The 17,956-nt window shown below is 56.5% G+C and carries 20 protein-coding genes; 6 read left to right on the forward strand and 14 right to left on the reverse strand.

The features are described from left to right. Positions 1-8: 8 nt before the first annotated feature. From mdcE to ubiU, 9 genes are all read right to left on the reverse strand, one after another. Positions 9-890 carry a biotin-independent malonate decarboxylase subunit gamma gene (mdcE, locus tag DA718_RS03335; protein ID WP_112213580.1) on the reverse strand — a complete coding sequence of 294 codons (882 nt, stop codon included), beginning with the start codon at positions 888-890 and terminating at the stop codon, positions 9-11. After that, positions 890-1,819: a biotin-independent malonate decarboxylase subunit beta gene (locus tag DA718_RS03340; RefSeq protein WP_112213581.1), complete on the reverse strand. Its 930-nt coding sequence runs from the start codon at positions 1,817-1,819 to the stop codon at positions 890-892. Before DA718_RS03340 ends, mdcE begins: the two co-directional genes overlap by 1 nt. After that, positions 1,812-2,144, reverse strand: a complete 333-nt coding sequence (gene mdcC, locus DA718_RS03345) for a malonate decarboxylase acyl carrier protein (RefSeq protein ID WP_110272885.1) — start codon at positions 2,142-2,144, stop codon at positions 1,812-1,814. Before mdcC ends, DA718_RS03340 begins: the two co-directional genes overlap by 8 nt. Positions 2,145-2,155: 11 nt before the next feature. Beyond that, entirely contained in the window at positions 2,156-3,823 is a 1,668-nt protein-coding gene (gene mdcA, locus DA718_RS03350) for a malonate decarboxylase subunit alpha (protein WP_112213582.1), read from the reverse strand. Between the two features lie 13 nt (positions 3,824-3,836). Then, positions 3,837-5,045, reverse strand: coding sequence for a Na+-transporting malonate decarboxylase, carboxybiotin decarboxylase subunit (gene madB, locus DA718_RS03355; protein WP_112213583.1), 1,209 nt, complete (start codon positions 5,043-5,045; stop codon positions 3,837-3,839). Between the two features lie 154 nt (positions 5,046-5,199). After that, positions 5,200-6,090: a triphosphoribosyl-dephospho-CoA synthase gene (locus DA718_RS03360; protein ID WP_112213584.1), complete on the reverse strand. Its 891-nt coding sequence runs from the start codon at positions 6,088-6,090 to the stop codon at positions 5,200-5,202. 203 nt (positions 6,091-6,293) lie between these two features. Further along, complete coding sequence (locus DA718_RS03365) at positions 6,294-7,301, reverse strand: luciferase-like monooxygenase (RefSeq protein WP_112213585.1); 1,008 nt, start codon at positions 7,299-7,301, stop codon at positions 6,294-6,296. 143 nt (positions 7,302-7,444) lie between these two features. Beyond that, a complete protein-coding gene (locus DA718_RS03370; RefSeq protein WP_167492719.1) occupies positions 7,445-8,323 on the reverse strand; it encodes a U32 family peptidase in 879 nt (292 codons plus the stop codon). Positions 8,324-8,331: 8 nt separating this feature from the next. After that, positions 8,332-9,327 (reverse strand): ubiquinone anaerobic biosynthesis protein UbiU, encoded by a 996-nt coding sequence (gene ubiU / locus DA718_RS03375; RefSeq protein ID WP_049014787.1) that lies wholly within the window; start codon positions 9,325-9,327, stop codon positions 8,332-8,334. 221 nt (positions 9,328-9,548) lie between these two features. Here ubiU and ubiT point away from each other — a divergent pair, with 221 nt between their 5' ends. Continuing rightward, positions 9,549-10,073, forward strand: coding sequence for a ubiquinone anaerobic biosynthesis accessory factor UbiT (gene ubiT, locus DA718_RS03380; protein ID WP_112213587.1), 525 nt, complete (start codon positions 9,549-9,551; stop codon positions 10,071-10,073). Further along, a complete protein-coding gene (locus DA718_RS03385; protein WP_112213588.1) occupies positions 10,067-10,570 on the forward strand; it encodes a GNAT family N-acetyltransferase in 504 nt (167 codons plus the stop codon). The genes ubiT and DA718_RS03385 overlap by 7 nt, the downstream gene beginning before the upstream one ends. Here the strand turns inward: DA718_RS03385 and DA718_RS03390 are convergent. Further along, positions 10,557-10,841: a GIY-YIG nuclease family protein gene (locus DA718_RS03390; RefSeq protein ID WP_112213589.1), complete on the reverse strand. Its 285-nt coding sequence runs from the start codon at positions 10,839-10,841 to the stop codon at positions 10,557-10,559. The two genes, DA718_RS03385 and DA718_RS03390, sit on opposite strands and share 14 nt — an antisense overlap. 55 nt (positions 10,842-10,896) lie before the next feature. Between DA718_RS03390 and DA718_RS03395 the strand changes: the two genes are divergently transcribed. From DA718_RS03395 to DA718_RS03405, 3 genes are all read left to right on the forward strand, one after another. Then, positions 10,897-11,334, forward strand: coding sequence for a YhbP family protein (locus tag DA718_RS03395; protein ID WP_112213590.1), 438 nt, complete (start codon positions 10,897-10,899; stop codon positions 11,332-11,334). A 90-nt stretch (positions 11,335-11,424) separates the two neighbouring features. Beyond that, entirely contained in the window at positions 11,425-12,069 is a 645-nt protein-coding gene (locus DA718_RS03400) for an NAD(P)H-binding protein (protein ID WP_112213591.1), read from the forward strand. A 46-nt stretch (positions 12,070-12,115) separates the two neighbouring features. Continuing rightward, positions 12,116-13,159 carry a permease gene (locus tag DA718_RS03405; protein ID WP_112213592.1) on the forward strand — a complete coding sequence of 348 codons (1,044 nt, stop codon included), beginning with the start codon at positions 12,116-12,118 and terminating at the stop codon, positions 13,157-13,159. A 170-nt stretch (positions 13,160-13,329) separates the two neighbouring features. Here DA718_RS03405 and dolP read toward each other — a convergent pair whose 3' ends face one another. The 4 genes from dolP to DA718_RS03425 are packed head-to-tail and all read right to left on the reverse strand — an operon-like array spanning position 13,330 to position 16,977. After that, entirely contained in the window at positions 13,330-13,905 is a 576-nt protein-coding gene (gene dolP, locus DA718_RS03410) for a division/outer membrane stress-associated lipid-binding lipoprotein (RefSeq protein WP_112213593.1), read from the reverse strand. A 9-nt stretch (positions 13,906-13,914) separates the two neighbouring features. Then, entirely contained in the window at positions 13,915-14,505 is a 591-nt protein-coding gene (diaA, locus tag DA718_RS03415; protein WP_110272899.1) for a DnaA initiator-associating protein DiaA, read from the reverse strand. Between the two features lie 22 nt (positions 14,506-14,527). Continuing rightward, a complete protein-coding gene (locus tag DA718_RS03420) occupies positions 14,528-14,914 on the reverse strand; it encodes a YraN family protein (protein WP_112213594.1) in 387 nt (128 codons plus the stop codon). After that, entirely contained in the window at positions 14,872-16,977 is a 2,106-nt protein-coding gene (locus tag DA718_RS03425) for a penicillin-binding protein activator (RefSeq protein WP_112213595.1), read from the reverse strand. Before DA718_RS03425 ends, DA718_RS03420 begins: the two co-directional genes overlap by 43 nt. A 63-nt stretch (positions 16,978-17,040) precedes the next feature. Here DA718_RS03425 and rsmI point away from each other — a divergent pair, with 63 nt between their 5' ends. Further along, positions 17,041-17,907 carry a 16S rRNA (cytidine(1402)-2'-O)-methyltransferase gene (rsmI, locus tag DA718_RS03430; RefSeq protein ID WP_112213596.1) on the forward strand — a complete coding sequence of 289 codons (867 nt, stop codon included), beginning with the start codon at positions 17,041-17,043 and terminating at the stop codon, positions 17,905-17,907. Positions 17,908-17,956 lie beyond the last annotated feature (49 nt).

The raw sequence follows: 17,956 nt of genomic DNA on the forward strand, positions 1-17,956 counted from the left end.
CCCCTGCATCAGTCGGGCAGATAACGCGCCGCCACTTGCTGATATTCATCGTGCATCTGCGCCAGAATGACGCCACGCATTTTTCTGCCGCCGCGCTCTTCGCCGGAGAGCCCGCGGCCCTGCGGACCGGTGGCCTGAATACTCACGTCCTGTTTTTGCCGGCGCACATCGCCAATATGCCGAACAATTGCCTCTCTCATCTCCGGGATGGTTTTGATTAACTCCTCCACGCCACCTAGTTGCCAGAAGAACTCAGGACCTGCCGCAAAGACCGGGTTGCTGCGGGAGAGTTCGCTCAGACGTTCCACATCCTGACGCGTAATACGGGCGATGCTGCTTAGTGGCATGACGTGAATCATGGTGCCGAATTCTGAGGTCAGGCTCAGGATATGGTCGGCCTGCAGGCCGTGGCACAGAAACGCGCCGCTAATGGCGCGACCAATTACCATAGCGATAATCGGGTGCCCGGCATGGCGCGCTTCGGCTAGTGCCAGCTGATACGCGCCGGTCGCTTTATTCATGCCGATAATCTCTTCCAGTTTGCCTGGCCCGTTCCCCGGAGTATCGACAATCAGCACCAGCGGGCGTTTTTCGCCTGCGGGCTTGTCTTTATCCATCGCCAGCGTGCGGTAGACCGCCAGCGCCATTTTGTAGCCCTCTTCCAGACCGATGATCCCCGCATAAACGACCGGGAAGCGCGGATTGAAGGTCATGGCGTCGTTGGCGATCACCGTGCAGATTTCACCGTTGATGCGTGCGCTGCCGACAACGGCACCGGGGCCGTAGTCGTCGCAGGGCAGGTTGAGTTCCGCCAGCGCGTTTTCGGCAAAACTGCCTTCATCGACAATCAGGTCGATGGCCGCGCGCCCCTGACCGAGTAAATTTTCCATCATGCTTCCTCCACGGACAGGCGTTGGACATTGCTCAGGAAGGTTTCCAGGCTCATATCAACCAGTGATTGCGGGGCAGGATTTCCCGCTGCCGCCCACACATCGCGCGCATCGGTCGGCGCAAGCTCGTTGATTTTCTGCGTCAGCGCCATCTGTGCGCGGACTTTTACCTCGCTGCCAATTCGGCGCATTGCTTCAATATCGGGCCAGGATAAATCGGCAATTTGCGCAGCCTGCTGGTGGAAGGCATCCAGCGAGTCGGCAATCAGGTAATTGCAGTCGCCGACGATGTATTTATGCTTGCCGCCGGTAGTGCGGAACACCAGTGCGCGGTCAGAGGCGTCGAACTCGCTGCGACCCATCTCCTGCTCGATAACTTCCGGCCCGGTCAGCCCGAGGCGGCCTGATTCGCTCATGACGATCAGGTCCGTCGCGGCGGCGACAAAGCCCATACCGCCGAAGCAGCCGATCTTGCTGCCGATCAGCGCCACTACCGGTACGCGACCGCGCAGGGTTTGCAGCATATCCATACATTCGGCATGGGCGAGCAAACCGGCGTTGGCTTCATGCAGGCGCACGCCGCCAGTTTCAAAGGAGATAAGCACGACGGGGCGACGTGCCGGGTCGCGGGTCTGCGCCGCCAGTTCGTCGGCCAGCATCAGTGCGCCGACCATCTTCGCGCCGCCGACTTCACCGACGGAGCCGCCAATAAAGCGTCCTTCTTGCGAGATAACGATGGCCGGATGCTGGCCGAGCAGGCCAATACCGGTAACTACGCCGTCATCGAACTCCACGGCTTCGCCCAGCACCGGCAGATGTGGGCTGACCTGCTTTGCCGCCGGGCCGATAAGCTCGGTAAATGTGCCTTTATCCACCAGCCCTTCGGCGCGAACGCGAGCGCTGGCTTCCAGAAAACGCAGATCACTCATAATGGTTTTCTCCCGGCATGGCCTGTTGTAATGCTTGTTGAATTCGTAACGCCACGACCGCAGGCGTCGCGTTGTTATCGTTGATGCTGACCTGCATATCGCCCAACGGACCGTTATCGAGAAAACGGGTGAGGACGATTTCCCAGATAGCATCGAACCCGGTGACCGGCGTACAAATGCTGATGTCGATTCCGCCTGCCAGGGCTTTGGGTTCCAGCAACACTTCCAGATCGCCGGAGCCCACGATGCCGCAGTGCACGGTTTGCGGCAGGGACGGACGGTCGCTTTTGCCGCTGAAATGCTGTGATATTTGATGTAGAGCCATTTGCTATTCCCTTACCAGTTACGGAATCGAGCCGGTGGGTTGTACAGTCCGCCGGACCACTCGACCAAATCACGAATACTCTTCGCCGCCAGCATCTGGCGGTTGGCGCGGCGTCTGTCGATACCTAAATCTTCCGGCGTTTGCACAATACCTGCTTCGCGTAGCGCTTGCGTTTGTGCCGGGTCGGCGGCGAGGCCGATTTCGGTGTAACCCGCTACGGCGCGAATCGCTGCCATGCGTTGTTCCAGTCCTTCACAGCGATGCAGGTGGGCAAGTCCCTCTTCGGTGAGCACGTGGGTGACGTCATCGGCGTAAACCATCACCGGCGGTAGGGCGAGACCGGCTTTTTCCGCCAGTTCCCAGGCGTCCAGTTTGTCGACGAAAGCAGGCTGGCGCTTCTCGCGGAAGGTCTCCTGCATCTGCACCACCAGGCGCTTGCCGCGCGGCATATCGCCAATCAGCTGCTGCTGGGTGGCCTTGAACTCTTCGCCGCACTTAAGCCAGGATTGGGTGACGTGGCGGCGGCCTTTGGCATCGCAGCCCATATTCGGCGCGCCGCCGAAACCGGAAACGCGGCTGGCGGTGGCGGTGCTGCTGTTGCCGTACTTGTCGATTTGCAGCGTGCCGCCGATAAACATATCCAGCGCGTAGTGCCCGGCGGCCTGAGCGAAGGCGCGGTTAGACCGCAGGGTGCCATCCTGGCCGATGTAAAACACATCCGGGCGTTCAGCGACGTATTTTTCCATTCCCAGCTCGCCGCCAAAGCAGTGCACGGACTGGATCCACCCGCTCTCGATCGCCGGGATCAGCGTCGGATGCGGGTTCAGTACCATGTGAGTACAGACTTTACCTTTTAGCCCCAGCTCTTCGCCGTAAGTTGGCAGAAGCAGTTCAATGGCGGAGGTGAAGAAACCGATGCCGTGGTTAATACGCTCAACGCCGTATTCGGCATAGATACCCTTAAGCGCCATCATCGCCATCAGTACGTGGGTATCAGTGATCAGCGCCGGATCGCGGGTGAATAGCGGCTCGACATAGAACGGGCGCGGCGCTTCAATAACCGCATTTACCCAGTCGCCGGGAATATCGACGCGCGGTACTTTATCGACGATCTTGTTTACCTGGGCGATGACGATCCCCTGGCGGAAGTGGGTGGCCTCGGCGATCACTGGCGTATCTTCGGTGTTGAAGCCGGTGTAAAGGTTGCCGTCTTTATCCGCTTCAAACGCCGTGATCAGCGAAACTCGCGGCGTGAGATCGACAAAATAGCGGCTGAACAGTTCCAGATAGGTGTGGATCGCCCCGAGCTTGATTTTGCCCTGCTGGATAAGCTGCGCCAGACGACCATCCTGCGGTCCGGCATAGGCGAAATCGAGCTTTTCAGCGATGCCTTTCTCGAACAGATCGAGGTGTGAACTGAGCGGTACCGATGACTGCACCATATGCAGACCGGAGATCTTTTCCACATCCACTTTACACAAGCACTCGGCGAGAAAATCCGCCTGCTTCTGGTTGTTACCTTCAATGTTGACGCGATCGGCGCTACGGATCACCGCCTCCAGCGCGGCGACGGTATCTTTGGCGTCAATGATCTTCCCATCACGGAAATACGGAGCCAGAAGATTCAGGCGCTGTACCGTATCATCCTTAAGTTGATGCCAGTTGTGCTCTTTAAGCATGTTTTTAACTCCCTTATTTCAACAGGAATAGCGTGGAGATAAAGACCCCGGTAGCGATAGCCGAAACGATCAGGCCGCTGACGCCTGCGCCCATCGCCAGCGGCAGAATGACGGCGTAAGGGTTTTCATGGCTGACTTCTTTTTGTGCGATTTTGGCAGTGGTTGGCAGGCACGAGACCCCCGCGATACCGATAGCTGGGTTGTAGCGTCCTTTCGAGATAAGCCAGATAAACCAGCCGCCAAGCAGGGCGCTAATTGCTGAGATAGCCAGCGCGCCGATACCGAGGATCAGGATGATGCCGACTTTCGGGTCAAGAATGGTTTGCGCTTCGCATAGCGTGCCGAGCAGCAGGCCAAGGAACAGCGTTGCGGTGTAGGTCAAGGTGGATTCAAGCAGCTTCTGGAACGGTTCGATCTCGGCTTCTTTAATAGCGATCCCAAGGAAGAACGAAAGGATCAGCGGGGCGGCAACCGGCAACAGCAGGCACAGCAGCAGGCAGGCGCAAACGGTGAAGATGAACTTCGCCTTTTTCGACACCGTCGGATACTCAATATCCACTTCCATCCCGAGGTACTTTTTCGGTACCAGCAGGCGCACCAGATACGGGTAACCGGCATAGGTCAGGCTCAGATACAGGTAGGCGATGATGGCGATAGGAACAAACAGATTCGGTGCCAGAATCAGCGAGGCGAAGAGCACCATCGGGCCGTCGGCACCGCCGATGGTCGCAATAGAGGCCGCTTCATTGGCGGGGAGGCCAAAGACTTCAATGCCCAGCAGCAGCGCGGCAAAGGTACCCGCTTCGGCGAACAGCGCCACAACGATACTGGCCCAGGGGCGAAGCAGAATAAAGCTGATGTCGCTCATCGCGCCGATGCCAAAGAAAACGATGCAGGCAATCAGGCCGTTGCTGAAGGTTAAGTTGTACACCGGCTGCAGGAAGTTAACCTGCATCAGGTTCACTAAATCTGTTGGGTCGCTGATCATCGGGTCGAGAATTAAGGTCCCGGTTTGCCCGTCAGCGAGAAACAGTACCCCGGCGTTGACGGCAATCATACCTAAGCCCATTGGCACCATAATCAGCGGTTCAAGCTTACGGCGAAAACCCATCCATGCCAGGGCAAAGCCCAGAATAATAAGTAATATTCGCGCGATCGCTATTTTGGGGTCTTCAATAAAAAAGGTTCCGATGCCCGAAAAGAGCTTAACAAAGATATCCATAAAATATATTCCTGATAACGCAAAATAGGGGCGTGTTAGTCGTCGGTGATATTCAGCTTATTCATTACTCTATTAACACCTACAATTATTCCGACAACGGCAAACGAAATAACAATCGTCATGCCATAAGTTAATAATGTATATAAATAGATACTCATATTCCTTCCCTTGTAGGATCCTCATACGATTGATGACAAAGAAAATACATGGCCAGGCTCAGTGCTAATAAGTCTGCTGACCCTCCTGGGCTGACCCATTTGTCCAGGCACCATGCATTAAATTCGTTAAGCTCATGTTCGATACCGGGATGACTCATTCCTCCCATATTTACCAGACGCTGCGCACGTTGTTTCATTTCATCCAACGTGTGGTGGCCCGCGCGTGAAATCACCGTCGTATCATCGCAGCGTGCCATCAGCGCGAGCAGCGTATGGATTAACGCTTCACGCCAGCCAAACCCCAGAGAGAGCGCCTGATGCAGAGCAGGAAGCCCGATATGGCAGACCAGCGGAAAGCCCTGTTCCGCCTCGCCGCGCACGCCGGTCACACCAAACTCCAGGTACAGTTTCTCGCCGTGGGTTTGTGCTGAACGATGGGTGAGCGCGGCGAAATCATTGCGGCAGAGATCGAGGCATAGACCGGCGACGCACTGGCTTAATGACTCGCGAGTAAGCGACTGGTTCTGGCCTTTTAGCCAACCAGCGGCGGCGGCCAGAATAGCCCCGGCAAAGAGAATGCCGCGCTGGGTATTTACCTGTCGGGTAGATTGCAGCAGCGTGGCTTCGTATTGAATTCCGATAAGACGTACTTTGGGAAATAGATCAGCCAGTGAGCCCTGATGATATTCTCCGGCCTGCGCGCAAGCCTGAAAACAGGGGGCAATGGCCGAGGTACTGGTAATAAACAGCCAGATATCCATATCGTTATGCGCACCTTGAGAATGCGGCGTCACCAGGCCTGGTTTAGGCCAGGCGCAGACCTCCATTAATAGTGCTTTTAATAAGCACTCACCGATCCTTATTGCATTGACGGTTGGTTGGCTCATGGCGTTTCTCTTTCTACGCGTTCATTTATGGAAAATAAAACAAGAGAGAAAGTAACATTGCTATTTTTAGAGAACAATTACGCTCGGGGTAACGTAATTACGCTCAACGTAACCAGAAGAGGGAAATGGAGTGATAAGAATGAGGGCGGTCACAATTTGTCATTTGTGGTAAAAAAAATGCGGCAAAAATGCCGCATTGCGCACTATCCGAGAAGCTCTTCTTTCACCTGCATCGCCAAATCAAATGAATGCAGGCGTGCCTGATTATCGAAGATTTGGCCGTTGACCATGATTTCATCAGCCTGGGTTTCCCGCAGGATGGATTCCAGCCCGTGGCGGATTTTGGCTTTATCACCCACCAGCGACATGCTCAGCGCCTGCTGGACGCCATACTGTTCAGAGGCAGACCATAACTGATGCATATTTTGCACCGGTGGCGGCAGCTGTCCTGCCTCGCCGCGGCGTAGTTTAACGAATGCCTGCTGCATTGAGGTAAACAGGAACTCCGCATCCCGGTCGCTATCGGCGGCAATGATGTTAATACACACCATAGCGTACGGCTTCTCTAACCGTTCTGACGGTTTGAAATGAGAGCGATAGAGATGCAGGGCCTGGAAGAGCATATCCGGCGCGAAGTGCGAGGCAAAGGCAAACGGCAGGCCAAGCTGGGCTGCTAACTGAGCGCTGTACAGGCTGGAGCCGAGCAGCCAGACCGGGATTTTCTCGCCATAGCCGGGAACCGGGCGCACGTGCGGGTTCGGGTCGCGAGCGTCAAACCAATCCACCAGCTCCGCGACATCGCGCGGGAAGTTATCGACATCGCCGCTCATGTGGCGACGAAGAGCGCGCATGGTGGGCTGATCGCTGCCCGGCGCGCGGCCAAGGCCAAGATCGATTCGCCCAGGATAAAGCGTATTGAGCGTACCGAACTGCTCGGCAATCACCAGTGGGGAATGGTTGGGCAGCATCACGCCGCCGGAGCCCAAGTGTAGAGTGGTGGTATTCGCGGCAAGATAGCCAATCAGCACTGAAGTCGCAGCGCTGGCAATACCGACCATATTATGGTGCTCTGCCAGCCAGTAGCGATGATAGCCGCGTTTTTCAGCCAGCTGCGCCAGGTCTAATGAATGGGAAAAGGCTTCCTTGGCGGAAGAACCTTGCGGGATCGGCGCCAGATCGAGCACCGAGAACGGAATAGATTTGTCAGTCATAAAGGCTCACTTTGCAACAGCATCGTCATCAGATTGAAGGTCTTCTTCCAGCCTGGCGCATCCGTGATGCACCGGCCAGAAAAGCTGCGACTTTAATAGTGCATTAAAAAGCAGCGATAGCCATTAACAAAGTGAGCGGTATATCAGCTCTGTAATTCCAGCCCGGCGAGGCGTCGCCAGTAGCCGTTGCAGTCGCTATTTGCCGTCAACGGCAGTGGCGCTGCGCCGTTTTCATTGGCGCGGAAGGCGTCCAGCATCGCGAAGGTTTCGTTGCCCAGCGGCGACAGGCGAACCATATCGACCAGCCCGTTCATGGTGCTTAGCTCATTTCCGAGATTGTAGATGTAGCCGCTCATGGTCTGAATGCCGTTGAGGACGAACACCTGTTGATTTTCCTGCGAGAGCACGTCGCGCCCGTTGGGGTATTTGATGCAGCAGGTTTCGCACTCGTCTTTTGGCCGGTCTTCCGAGCGGGCGGTAAAGCAGCGGGCGGAGTAGGCCAGCGGCAGATGGCCGTAGCTCAGGACCTCTACCTCGAACTGGTTGCGAATGCCCAGCTCGTCGCACTGGGTCAACAGATTCGCCAGCCAGTCGCGGGAAAGCTCAACCGGCATACACCAGCGCACCATTCCTTGCTTGAGCAGCAGACGCAGGGTGACGGCGTTATAGCAGTTGAGCGCATGTCCGGCGACGAACGGCAGCTTACGCTCTGCGCACAAGTTGACGACTCCAAGGTCGCTGGCTTCAATCAGAAATTCGCCGTTATCGACATAGCGCTTCAGTTCGCCCAGTTCAGAGGAGGCCTGCACCAGCGCGAGGGTGGAAAGCACCACCTGTTTACCGCTGCCCGCCAGCGTTTTCGCCATCTCGATCCAGTCACCGACCTTGGTGGCGCGACGTTTGCTGCATACCGCTTCACCGAGATAAATCGTATCCGCGCTGGAGCCTGCCGCCTGCTGGTAAAAATCTTCCAGCGTCTCTTTTGACCAGTAGTAGAGCACTGGCCCTAATGAATATTTCATTGCTGTTCTCACTGCCATTTACGGTGATAAGCGCCAAGGGTGGTTTGCGTCCCTTCGGACATGGAACCGAGGGTTTCCATCCACGCCGATTGCGGCACGAAGTTCTGTGGATCGGCTTTGCAGCGGTCGATCGCTTGACGCCAGACTTTTGCCACCTGGGTGACGTACGCGGGGCTGCGCTGGCGGCCTTCGATTTTCACTGAGGCGATATTTGCTGCCATTAGTTCCGGCAGCAGCTCGAGGGTGTTCAGGCTGGTGGGTTCTTCCAGCGCGTGATAGCGCTCGCCGTCGACCAGATAACGGCCTTTGCACAGCGTCGGATAACCGGCATTTTCACCATCTTGATAGCGGTCTATCAGCACTTCGTTAAGGCGTGATTCCAGCCCCTGCGGCGTTTGCTGCCAGCGCACGAAACGCGCGGGCGAGCAGGCGCCGACGGTATTCGGCGATTCACCGGTCAGGTATGAGGAGAGATAGCAGCGGCCTTCCGCCATAATGCACAGGCTGCCGAAAGCGAAAACCTCCAGCGGTACCGGCGTGGCGCGCGCCAGCTGTTTGACCTGATGAATCGACAGGACGCGCGGCAGCACCACGCGGGCAACGTCAAAATTGCGATGATAAAACTTCACTGCCTCTTCGTTGGTCGCCGAGGCCTGAACGGAGACGTGTCGCTCAATATGCGGATAGCGCTCGGCGGCGTACTCCAGCATCGCGATATCGGCGAGGATTAGCGCGTCGGCCCCGAGTTGGGCTGCCATGTCGACCGCACGCTGCCAGCGGGCATAGCCATCAGGATGAGCAAAGGTGTTGATGGCAATATGCAGCTTACGGCGATGCTGGTGCACAAAGCTGACGGCTTCCTGCAGTTTCTTTTCGGTGAAATTAAGGCCGGCAAAGTGGCGAGCGTTGGTGTCATCTTTCAGCCCGATATAGACGGCATCGGCGCCGTTTTCGATGGCCGCCTTAAGCGCCGGAAGGTTACCGGCTGGGCAGAGCAGCTCCATAATTTTTCCTGAAAAACGCGGCCCGTCAGGGACGCTGGATGGTTAATGAGCAGGGATTTTAGTTAACCTTCTGGTGACAATTTTTGATTTGAGGCAGTTAAAAGCGTATTGGCGGAATCAATACCAGGTACCCGACATCGTGATTTTGTTGATTTACGCCGCTATGTCGTTTATTTGATATGGCACAATAGAAGAACTATTGCATTCATGGAGTAAAGCTTGTGTTGGATAAACTGCGTTCCAAACTGGTTCACTTTGGCCCGTCAATGATGAGCGTGCCGGTTAAGCTGGCGCCTTTTGCCCTCAAGCGCCAGGTGCTGGAACAAGTATTAAGCTGGCAGTTTCGCCAGGCGCTGGCGGATGGGGAACTGGATTTTCTCGAGGGGCGCTGGTTAAGTATTAATGTGCGTGATATCGGCCTGCTGTGGTATACCTCGGTTGTTGATGGTCGTCTGGTGGTGAGTCCTACGGCTGAAGCTGACGTCAGTTTTAGCGCCGATGCCAGCGATCTGCTGATGATTGCAGCGCGTAAGCAGGATCCGGATACGCTGTTCTTCCAGCGTCGGCTGGTTATCGAAGGCGATACTGAGCTGGGACTGTATGTAAAAAACCTGATGGATGCCATTGAGCTGGAGCAGATGCCAAAAGCGCTGCGCGTGATGCTGCTACAGCTGGCGGATTTTGTTGAAGCTGGCCTGAAAGGCCCGCGGAAACCTGAACAGACATCGGTAGGTGAGGCATGCTGATTCGAGTAGAGATTGGGATTGATGCACCGGGAATCGACGCGTTATTGCGTCGCACCTTCGGCAGCGATGCGGAAGCCGATCTGGTGCACAGTCTGCGTGAAGATGGCCTGATCACGCTGGGCGTGGTGGCGACGGATGACGAAGGTCAGGTCGTGGGCTATGTGGCCTTTAGCCCGGTCGCCGTTGAAGGCGAAGAGCTTCAGTGGGTTGGTCTTGCACCATTGGCGGTGGATGAAAGCTACCGTGGCCAGGGTATTGGGCGTCAGCTGGTTTACGAAGGGCTGGATTCACTCAATGAGTTTGGCTATGCCGCCGTGGTAACACTTGGCGACCCGGCGCTGTATGGTCGCCTTGGCTTTGAAGCCGCCGCTAATTTTGACCTGCGCTGCCGCTGGCCGGATACCACCGAGGCTTTCCAGGTCCATCGCCTGGCCGATGACGCGCTGGAAGGCGTGCACGGACTGGTTGAGTATAGTGACCACTTTAACCGCTTCTGAGACCCTCCAGCAGAGTCTCAAATGAACCATCTCCTGCAACGAGGCGTTCTTTCTGGCGCTTCGTTAGCTGCTTGATTCGATACTCCAGCCGCAGCGCTAGTGAGTGTTCACCAACTTTCTGACTAAAAGCCAGCTGAAGCTCTCCTTTTCCCCGCAACGCTTTCGCTCCCTTGCCATCCTGGTGCTGGCAAAAGCGACGAGAAACATCGGTGGTAATCCCGGTATAGAGCCGATTATCGGCAGTACGAATCAGATAGAGAAACCAGCACACGGTACCAAGGTCGCTATGTTAAGGTGTGAGCACCATAACATACTGGAGAGTAAAGATGGATACGCTCGCCGCTATCAGCCGCTGGCTGGGCAAGCAGCATGTCGTGACCTGGTGTGTCACCCGCGATGACGAGCTGTGGTGCGCCAATGCCTTTTACGTTTATGACCCGGAAACGGTCGCTTTTTATCTGCTCAGTGATGAAAAGACGCGCCATGGTCAAATGACCGGGGAACGCGCCAAAGTGGCTGGAACCGTTAACGGTCAGCCGAAAACCGTCGCGCTGATCCGCGGCGTGCAGTTTAAAGGTGAAATCCGCCTGCTGGCAGGTGAAGAAGCCGCGGCGATGCGCAAGCGCTACGTCAGCCGCTTTCCGGTAGCCCGCATGTTATCGGCCCCGGTGTGGGAGATTCGTCCCGATGAGCTTAAGTTTACCGATAACACGCTCGGCTTCGGTAAGAAGCTATACTGGCTGCGTGATTCTCCAGCTCAGTAACCTCCGCTTTGGCGTGCAGATCCCTCCGTTTACGACATACTTTTGCTAAGCCGTCCGCTGTTGAATGACGGGTTAGCTGAAGGAGCAATGATGACTCAGGTACTGATAACTGGCGCTACCGGTCTGGTTGGTGGGCACTTACTTCGAATGTTGTTTCAGGAGCCGCGAATCGCCGCGATAACTGCGCCAACCCGTCGTCCGCTTGCTGATGCACAAGGAATTCTCAATCCGCACGATCCGCAATTAAGCGACGCGCTGGCGCAGGTTGTCGATCCGGTGGATATCGTTTTTTGCTGCCTGGGAACGACGCTGCGGGAGGCGGGCAGTAAAGAGGCATTTGTTCATGCTGATTATACGCTGGTGGTCGATACTGCGCTGACCGGGCTTCGTCTGGGCGCGAAGCATATGTTGGTGGTTAGCGCGATGGGGGCCGATCCGCATTCAATTTTTTTCTACAATCGCGTCAAGGGCGAGATGGAACAGGCCCTGCGTGCCCAGGCATGGCCGCGGCTAACCTTTGCCCGTCCCTCCATGCTGCTTGGGGATCGTCAGAAGAAGCGGGGCAATGAAGTGGTGTTAGCACCGCTTTTTCGCCTGCTGCCGGGTAACTGGAAGTCAATCGATGCCCGTGACGTCGCGCGAGCAATGCTCGCTGAAGCCCTTAATCCCTCAGCAGAAGGCGTCACCATTCTGCCATCAGCAAAACTGCGTGAAATCGCTGTCCGCGAGGCGTAATATTCAGCGCTTCAATTTATAAGCTCACTCTTTGCTGGGGAATGCTATGGCTGGTCAGTCTTCATCTCAGGCGGCATCATCGTTTCAATGGTGGAAGCCCGCGCTCTTTTTTCTCGTTGTTATCATCGGCCTGTGGTTCGTCAAATGGCAGCCCTACTATGGCAAAGCGTTCACTGCCGCTGAGACGCACAGTATCGGTAAATCTATTCTGGCCGACGGCGATGCCAATCCTTTAACCGCAGCCTGGAACTATGCGCTGGTCTATTTTCTGGCGGTCTGGAAAGCGGCGGTATTGGGAGTGCTGCTTGGCTCGTTGATTCAGGTTTTGATTCCTCGCAACTGGCTGTTGCGTACGCTGGGGCAGTCGCGCTTTCGCGGTACGCTGCTGGGCGCGGTTTTCTCACTACCAGGCATGATGTGTACCTGCTGCGCCGCGCCGGTGGCGGCGGGAATGCGTAAGCAGCAGGTCTCAATGGGCGGCGCGCTGGCATTCTGGCTGGGTAACCCGCTGCTCAATCCCGCGACCCTGGTGTTTATGGGCTTTGTGCTGGGCTGGCAGTTTGCATTGATTCGGTTAGTTGCCGGGTTGGCGACCGTGCTGGTGGTGGCAACGCTGGTTCAGAAGTGGGTAAAAGAAGCGGCGACGCAACCTGCGGTGGTGCCTGAATTGCCTGTGGAAACAACCGCAGAGAAGGGGTTCTTCAGCCGCTGGCTGAGCGCGCTATGGACGCTGTTCTGGAATACCATCCCGGTCTATATTCTGGCGGTTCTGGTACTGGGAGCCGCGCGGGTCTGGTTATTCCCACATGCCGATGGCGTGGTAGATAACACGCTGTTCTGGGTGATAGCGATGGCGATTGCGGGCTGCTTGTTTGTTATCCCGACGGCGGCGGAGATCCCTATCGTTCAGACCATGATGCTGGCGGGAATGGGCGTCGCGCCCGCGCTGGCGCTGCTCATCACGCTGCCTGCGGTTAGCGTGCCGTCGTTGATTATGCTGCGCAAAGCGTTTCCAGCGAAGGCGCTGTGGCTGACCGGTGGATTGGTGGTGCTATGCGGCGCGGTGGTCGGCGGGCTGGCATTAATCTGATGGTTTTCCCGGAGGCGGCGCGTTGCGCCTGTCCGGGCTACGTGACAGCAGACGATGATGAACTTGTAGCCCCGGTAAGGCGTCAGCCGCCACCGGGGAGATAATCAGAAGCCACGTTGGATGTTGTTTCCCGGAGGCGGTGCGTAGCGCCAGCCGGGATGCATTAGGGCTTATTTGATATAGGTAAAGGCGGTTGTCACGCGAGACACGCCGCTCACCCGGCTGGCGATATCCGCCGCCGCGCGTCCTTCACGATCGGTCACCAGACCCATCAGGAATACTTCACCGTTTTCGGTCGTCACTTTCACGTTGGATGATTTCACCTGGTCGGTCGTCAGAAGCTGGGAGCGGACCTTGGTGGTAATCCAGGTGTCCGAAGAGGCGGCACCTAAGCCGATCGGCTGACCCGAACGCACTTCGTTAAACACTTCCGTTGTCCCTTCAACACCCATGGCAATTTGCTTGGCGCGGGCAGAGAGGTTGGCGACCGGAGTTTGCCCGGTTAACAGAACTTTCCCCTGGTACGCGGTAACGTTAATACGAGCTTGTTTTTTGATTTGTTCATCTTTCGACAAGGCGCTGTTGACGCGCAGCTCAAGCGTACTGTCATCAACCTGAGTCCCCACTGAACGCGGGTCCGTCGCGGCTTTTGTGCCAACGGCTGCCGTTCCGACTACCGCTGCAGCAACGCATCCCTGAAGCAGTAGCGCAGAAAGCAGAATGGCGAGGGGCGAGAGAGCCTTCATGTGTTCTCCTTAATCGTCCTGGTGTGGAAAAAGCGTGTTATCAATCAAATCACACAAACAATTGACGGTGAGCATGTGCATTTCCTGAATTCGCGCGCTGCGATGCGAGGGAATACGGATTTCGACATCCTGCTGACCCAGCAGACCGGCCAGTTCACCGCCGTCATAACCGGTAAACGCCACGATGGTCATATCGCGGGTGACCGCCGCTTCCACGGCTTTCACAATATCCCGGCTGTTGCCGCGCGTAGAAATCGCCAGCAGTACGTCACCAGCGTGTCCCAACGCGCGCACCTGCTTGGCGTAGATTTCGTCGTGCAGGCGATCGTTGGCAATCGCGGTTAAGACCACATTATCGGCATTTAGTGCAATGGCAGGTAAACCAGGGCGCTCGGTTTCAAAACGATTAATCATGCTGGCAGCAAAATGCTGTGCGTTGGCGGCGGAAGTGCCATTACCACAACAGAGGATTTTGTTGCCGTTCAACAGCGACTGGACGAGCGTCATAGCCGCACGGGAGATGGCGTCCGGGAGTGCTTCCGCTGCTGCAATTTGGGTTTGAATGCTTTCGGTGAAGCAGGCTTTGATTCTGTCTAGCACGGGATCCCTTAATTCATATACGCTATTCGCCAAAAGCGTTTTTTAGCCATTGGATGTCGTTTCCGGTGAAGGCTACCACATCGAAACGGCAATCCACAGTCTCAAAACTCCCATTATGTCGGGAGAGCCACAGACGCGCGGCTTTGAGCAGTTTTTGTTGCTTTTGCGGCGTGACGCTGGCGGCGGCATCGCCGTAGTTTGCGCTGCGACGATAGCGCACTTCCACAAACACGGTGACGCTGCCGTCGCGCATGATGAGGTCAATCTCGCCGCCGCGTTCATGAACGTTAGCGGCGATAAAACGCAGACCCTGGCTCTCCAGCCAGCGGCGAGCCTGGATTTCCCAGGCATCGCCGGTCTGCTTACTTAGTTGGCTGCGACGATTTGTCCACCCTGGTACTTGAGCCATGACAGTTTCCTGTTGATCACGCAATCCTGCGTGGCCGTGAGATCGCCGGTGTTGCCATTCAATTCAAAGCCGGAAACCTGGCGTATTTGCGAGAAATGGTTGGCCAGCGACCAGGCGTCGGCACCCATGGCATACAGGCGCGCCAGCGAGTAGTCGTTGCGAACGGCAGCTAACGCTTGTTGTTGCAGCGCCGGGTTGCTGCCTGCCAGCATCGGGATCTCGCTATATTGTAAGCCTTCCATCTCCAGACGGAAATCAGGACCTGAAGTTCCCTGAGAGCTGCGGGAACTGGCATACAGCGTCACGCCGCTTTGGCTGCCGTTACGCAGGGCAATCATGGGTTTGATATAGCCAATCTGTTCCGGCGTTGCCAGGATATACGCGGCGTCGACGCTGCCGCCACTGCTGACAGGCACGTCGCTCGGGCTACCCAGGGCACTATCCTGCGCTGATGGCAGGGTTGATACCGGAGAGCCGCTCAACGAGATACCGCTGTTGACGCTGCCGCGCAGTTCGGCGGTTGAACCTAAACGCTGTTGCAGTACCGTACCGCCGCCCAGCTTCAGCCACTCGTTGGCAAAGGCGCTAACCACCCGATCGCCTAATGCGCCGCGCGGTACCAGCAGCAGCGGAGTCTGCTTGCCCTGATCGTGAATATGATGCGCCGCATCGCGGGCTTCATCTTCCGGGGAGAGCGCGAAATAGCAGATATTAGCTCGGCTTTCGACTTTCTCCGGCTGGTTCAGCGCCAGCACGTTCAGTGAAGTATTGCTTTTAACAACATCTTCGACGTTCTCTTTTAGCAGCGGACCAACAACGATGGTTGCGCCGTCCTGCTGTACCTGGGCCAGCAGTTGACTCATCGGCTGGGTGGTGGTGTCGTAAATTTTCAGCTCGGCGGAAGGGTTCGCCGGAGTGGCGGTGACCGCTTGAGTCTGCGGAGCCGTCGTCGCCGGTTGGCTGGTGGCTTCTACGGTAGAGTCGGTGGTTTGAGGCGTCGGGGCCTGGACTGCCGTCGGTGCGGTAACCGGAGCGGTAGTTTGTACCTGGTCGGCTGCCGGGGCCTGTACCGGCGTTTGTGCGTTATTGGTGGTGGTGAGATCGGTCACTTCCGCCTGCGACGGACTTACCACGGCGCTATCGGCAACATTGGCTGCCTGAGCGACCTGTGCGGGTACTGCGCTTCCTGCGACGGCAGGTGCGCCGTTTTTCGCCGCTTCAAAGCCCTGCTGAATTGTGCGACCAAATATCGCCGCCTGGCCGTTAAGTGGCAGCAGTAGGGCGATTTTATTGGTTGATGCGGCCTGGTAATTTTGCATATTAACTAGCTGAGTCGGCAGCATTTTCGCGCCCGGGTTTTGCGGGTAGCGGGTCTGCCAGTCTTTAACGCCCGCTTTCAGCATTGTTGGATCGTTGCGATTGTCAAACCACATACGCTGCAGATCCAGCCAGCCTTGCAGCACGTTTTCATCGGCGTTAATCACCAGCGCGTTGGCTTGCTCTCGGGTCATCGCGGTGAGCGCTTTCCAGGTCGCGTCGATATTCTTCTGCTTTTGCGCAGCCTGGCTTAGCAGCGGCTGCTGGGCAATCAAGGCCCGCAGAAGGCTCAACGATGGTTGTCCCTGGCTGGCGTCAATTTGCGCCTGCCAGTAGCGGGGCTGCTGATTCTGCTCAAGCGTTGCCGGGTCGAGCTTGCTCAGCAGAGACTGCGCGCCCTGGAAATCGTTCTGCGCCAGCTTCACTTCAACCGCCAGCAGCGACTGCTCGCGGCTTTGCGCGCTGTTGAGGTTCGACGGCAGCTGATTGAACAGGTCGATAGCCTGTGGTTTCTTACCTTCCTGCAGCAGTGCACGAATGGCGAGTAATTGCCAGTTGGTCTTGCTATCATTCGCGCTTTGCTGCATTTGTTGCAGGTAGTAACTGGAGTCTGCTTGTGCCGTACCCTGCAAATACGCCGTGCTTTGATCCGGAGTATGGGTGCCACAGCCAGCAAAGATCAGAGCGGCCAGCAGTACGGGCAGACAACGCACGGGTTTAGAACGAAGAAATGTTGACGGTACCATATGTATCCAGTGATATTTTTTTGGCTCAATGCTCAATATTAAATCGGCAATACGGACGAAACAATGAAACAACACGAATCAGCAGATAATTCTCAGGGACAGCTCTATATTGTGCCCACTCCGATAGGGAATCTGTCTGATATCACGCAACGCGCGCTGGAAGTGTTGCAAGCCGTTGATTTAGTTGCAGCGGAAGACACCCGCCATACCGGTTTGCTGTTGCAACATTTTGCGATTAACGCCCGTTTATTTGCGCTTCACGACCATAATGAACAGCAAAAGGCGGAAACACTTCTGGCGAAATTAAAACAAGGGCAAAACATCGCGCTGGTTTCGGACGCCGGAACGCCGCTGATCAACGATCCTGGCTACCATTTGGTGCGCGTTTGCCGTGAAGCTAATATCCGCGTAGTACCTCTGCCCGGCCCCTGTGCGGCAATCGCGGCGCTGAGCGCGGCGGGGCTGCCATCGGATCGTTTTTGCTACGAAGGTTTCCTGCCGGCCAAATCCAAAGGGCGTCGCGATACGCTCAAGGCGCTGGAAGAAGAACCGCGCACGATTATCTTTTATGAGTCAACTCACCGCTTGCTGGAAAGCCTGGAAGATATCTGTACGGTGCTAGGGGAGTCCCGCTACGTGGTGCTGGCACGTGAGTTGACCAAAACCTGGGAATCAATCCACGGCGCGCCAATCGGCGAGCTGCTGGCATGGGTGAAAGAGGACGAGAACCGTCGCAAAGGCGAAATGGTGCTGATCGTTGAAGGTTTCAAAGCGCAGGAAGAGGCGCTGCCAGCGGTTGCGCTGCGTACGCTGGCCCTGCTGCAGGCCGAGCTGCCGCTGAAAAAAGCCGCCGCCCTGGCCGCAGAGATCCACGGCGTGAAGAAAAACGCGCTGTATAAGTATGCTCTGGGGCAGCAGGGGGAATATTAGCCGACCTGCCGCCTTTCCCTGGCGAGCGCCGGGAAAGGCGGGTTTAGCT

Origin of the sequence: Klebsiella huaxiensis (genome assembly GCF_003261575.2) — a bacterium.
Taxonomy (GTDB): domain Bacteria; phylum Pseudomonadota; class Gammaproteobacteria; order Enterobacterales; family Enterobacteriaceae; genus Klebsiella; species Klebsiella huaxiensis.

Excerpts from the sequence above, each read along its gene's own strand:
- mdcE (WP_112213580.1), bottom strand. The coding sequence starts at position 890 with ATGGAAAATTTACTCGGTCAGGGGCGCGCGGCCATCGACCTGATTGTC.
- DA718_RS03340 (WP_112213581.1), bottom strand. The coding sequence starts at position 1,819 with ATGAGTGATCTGCGTTTTCTGGAAGCCAGCGCTCGCGTTCGCGCCGAA.
- mdcC (WP_110272885.1), bottom strand. The coding sequence starts at position 2,144 with ATGGCTCTACATCAAATATCACAGCATTTCAGCGGCAAAAGCGACCGT.
- mdcA (WP_112213582.1), bottom strand. The coding sequence starts at position 3,823 with ATGCTTAAAGAGCACAACTGGCATCAACTTAAGGATGATACGGTACAG.
- madB (WP_112213583.1), bottom strand. The coding sequence starts at position 5,045 with ATGGATATCTTTGTTAAGCTCTTTTCGGGCATCGGAACCTTTTTTATT.
- DA718_RS03360 (WP_112213584.1), bottom strand. The coding sequence starts at position 6,090 with ATGAGCCAACCAACCGTCAATGCAATAAGGATCGGTGAGTGCTTATTA.
- DA718_RS03365 (WP_112213585.1), bottom strand. The coding sequence starts at position 7,301 with ATGACTGACAAATCTATTCCGTTCTCGGTGCTCGATCTGGCGCCGATC.
- DA718_RS03370 (WP_167492719.1), bottom strand. The coding sequence starts at position 8,323 with ATGAAATATTCATTAGGGCCAGTGCTCTACTACTGGTCAAAAGAGACG.
- ubiU (WP_049014787.1), bottom strand. The coding sequence starts at position 9,327 with ATGGAGCTGCTCTGCCCAGCCGGTAACCTTCCGGCGCTTAAGGCGGCC.
- DA718_RS03385 (WP_112213588.1), top strand. The coding sequence starts at position 10,067 with ATGCTGATTCGAGTAGAGATTGGGATTGATGCACCGGGAATCGACGCG.
- DA718_RS03395 (WP_112213590.1), top strand. The coding sequence starts at position 10,897 with ATGGATACGCTCGCCGCTATCAGCCGCTGGCTGGGCAAGCAGCATGTC.
- DA718_RS03400 (WP_112213591.1), top strand. The coding sequence starts at position 11,425 with ATGACTCAGGTACTGATAACTGGCGCTACCGGTCTGGTTGGTGGGCAC.
- DA718_RS03405 (WP_112213592.1), top strand. The coding sequence starts at position 12,116 with ATGGCTGGTCAGTCTTCATCTCAGGCGGCATCATCGTTTCAATGGTGG.
- dolP (WP_112213593.1), bottom strand. The coding sequence starts at position 13,905 with ATGAAGGCTCTCTCGCCCCTCGCCATTCTGCTTTCTGCGCTACTGCTT.
- DA718_RS03420 (WP_112213594.1), bottom strand. The coding sequence starts at position 14,914 with ATGGCTCAAGTACCAGGGTGGACAAATCGTCGCAGCCAACTAAGTAAG.
- DA718_RS03425 (WP_112213595.1), bottom strand. The coding sequence starts at position 16,977 with ATGGTACCGTCAACATTTCTTCGTTCTAAACCCGTGCGTTGTCTGCCC.
- rsmI (WP_112213596.1), top strand. The coding sequence starts at position 17,041 with ATGAAACAACACGAATCAGCAGATAATTCTCAGGGACAGCTCTATATT.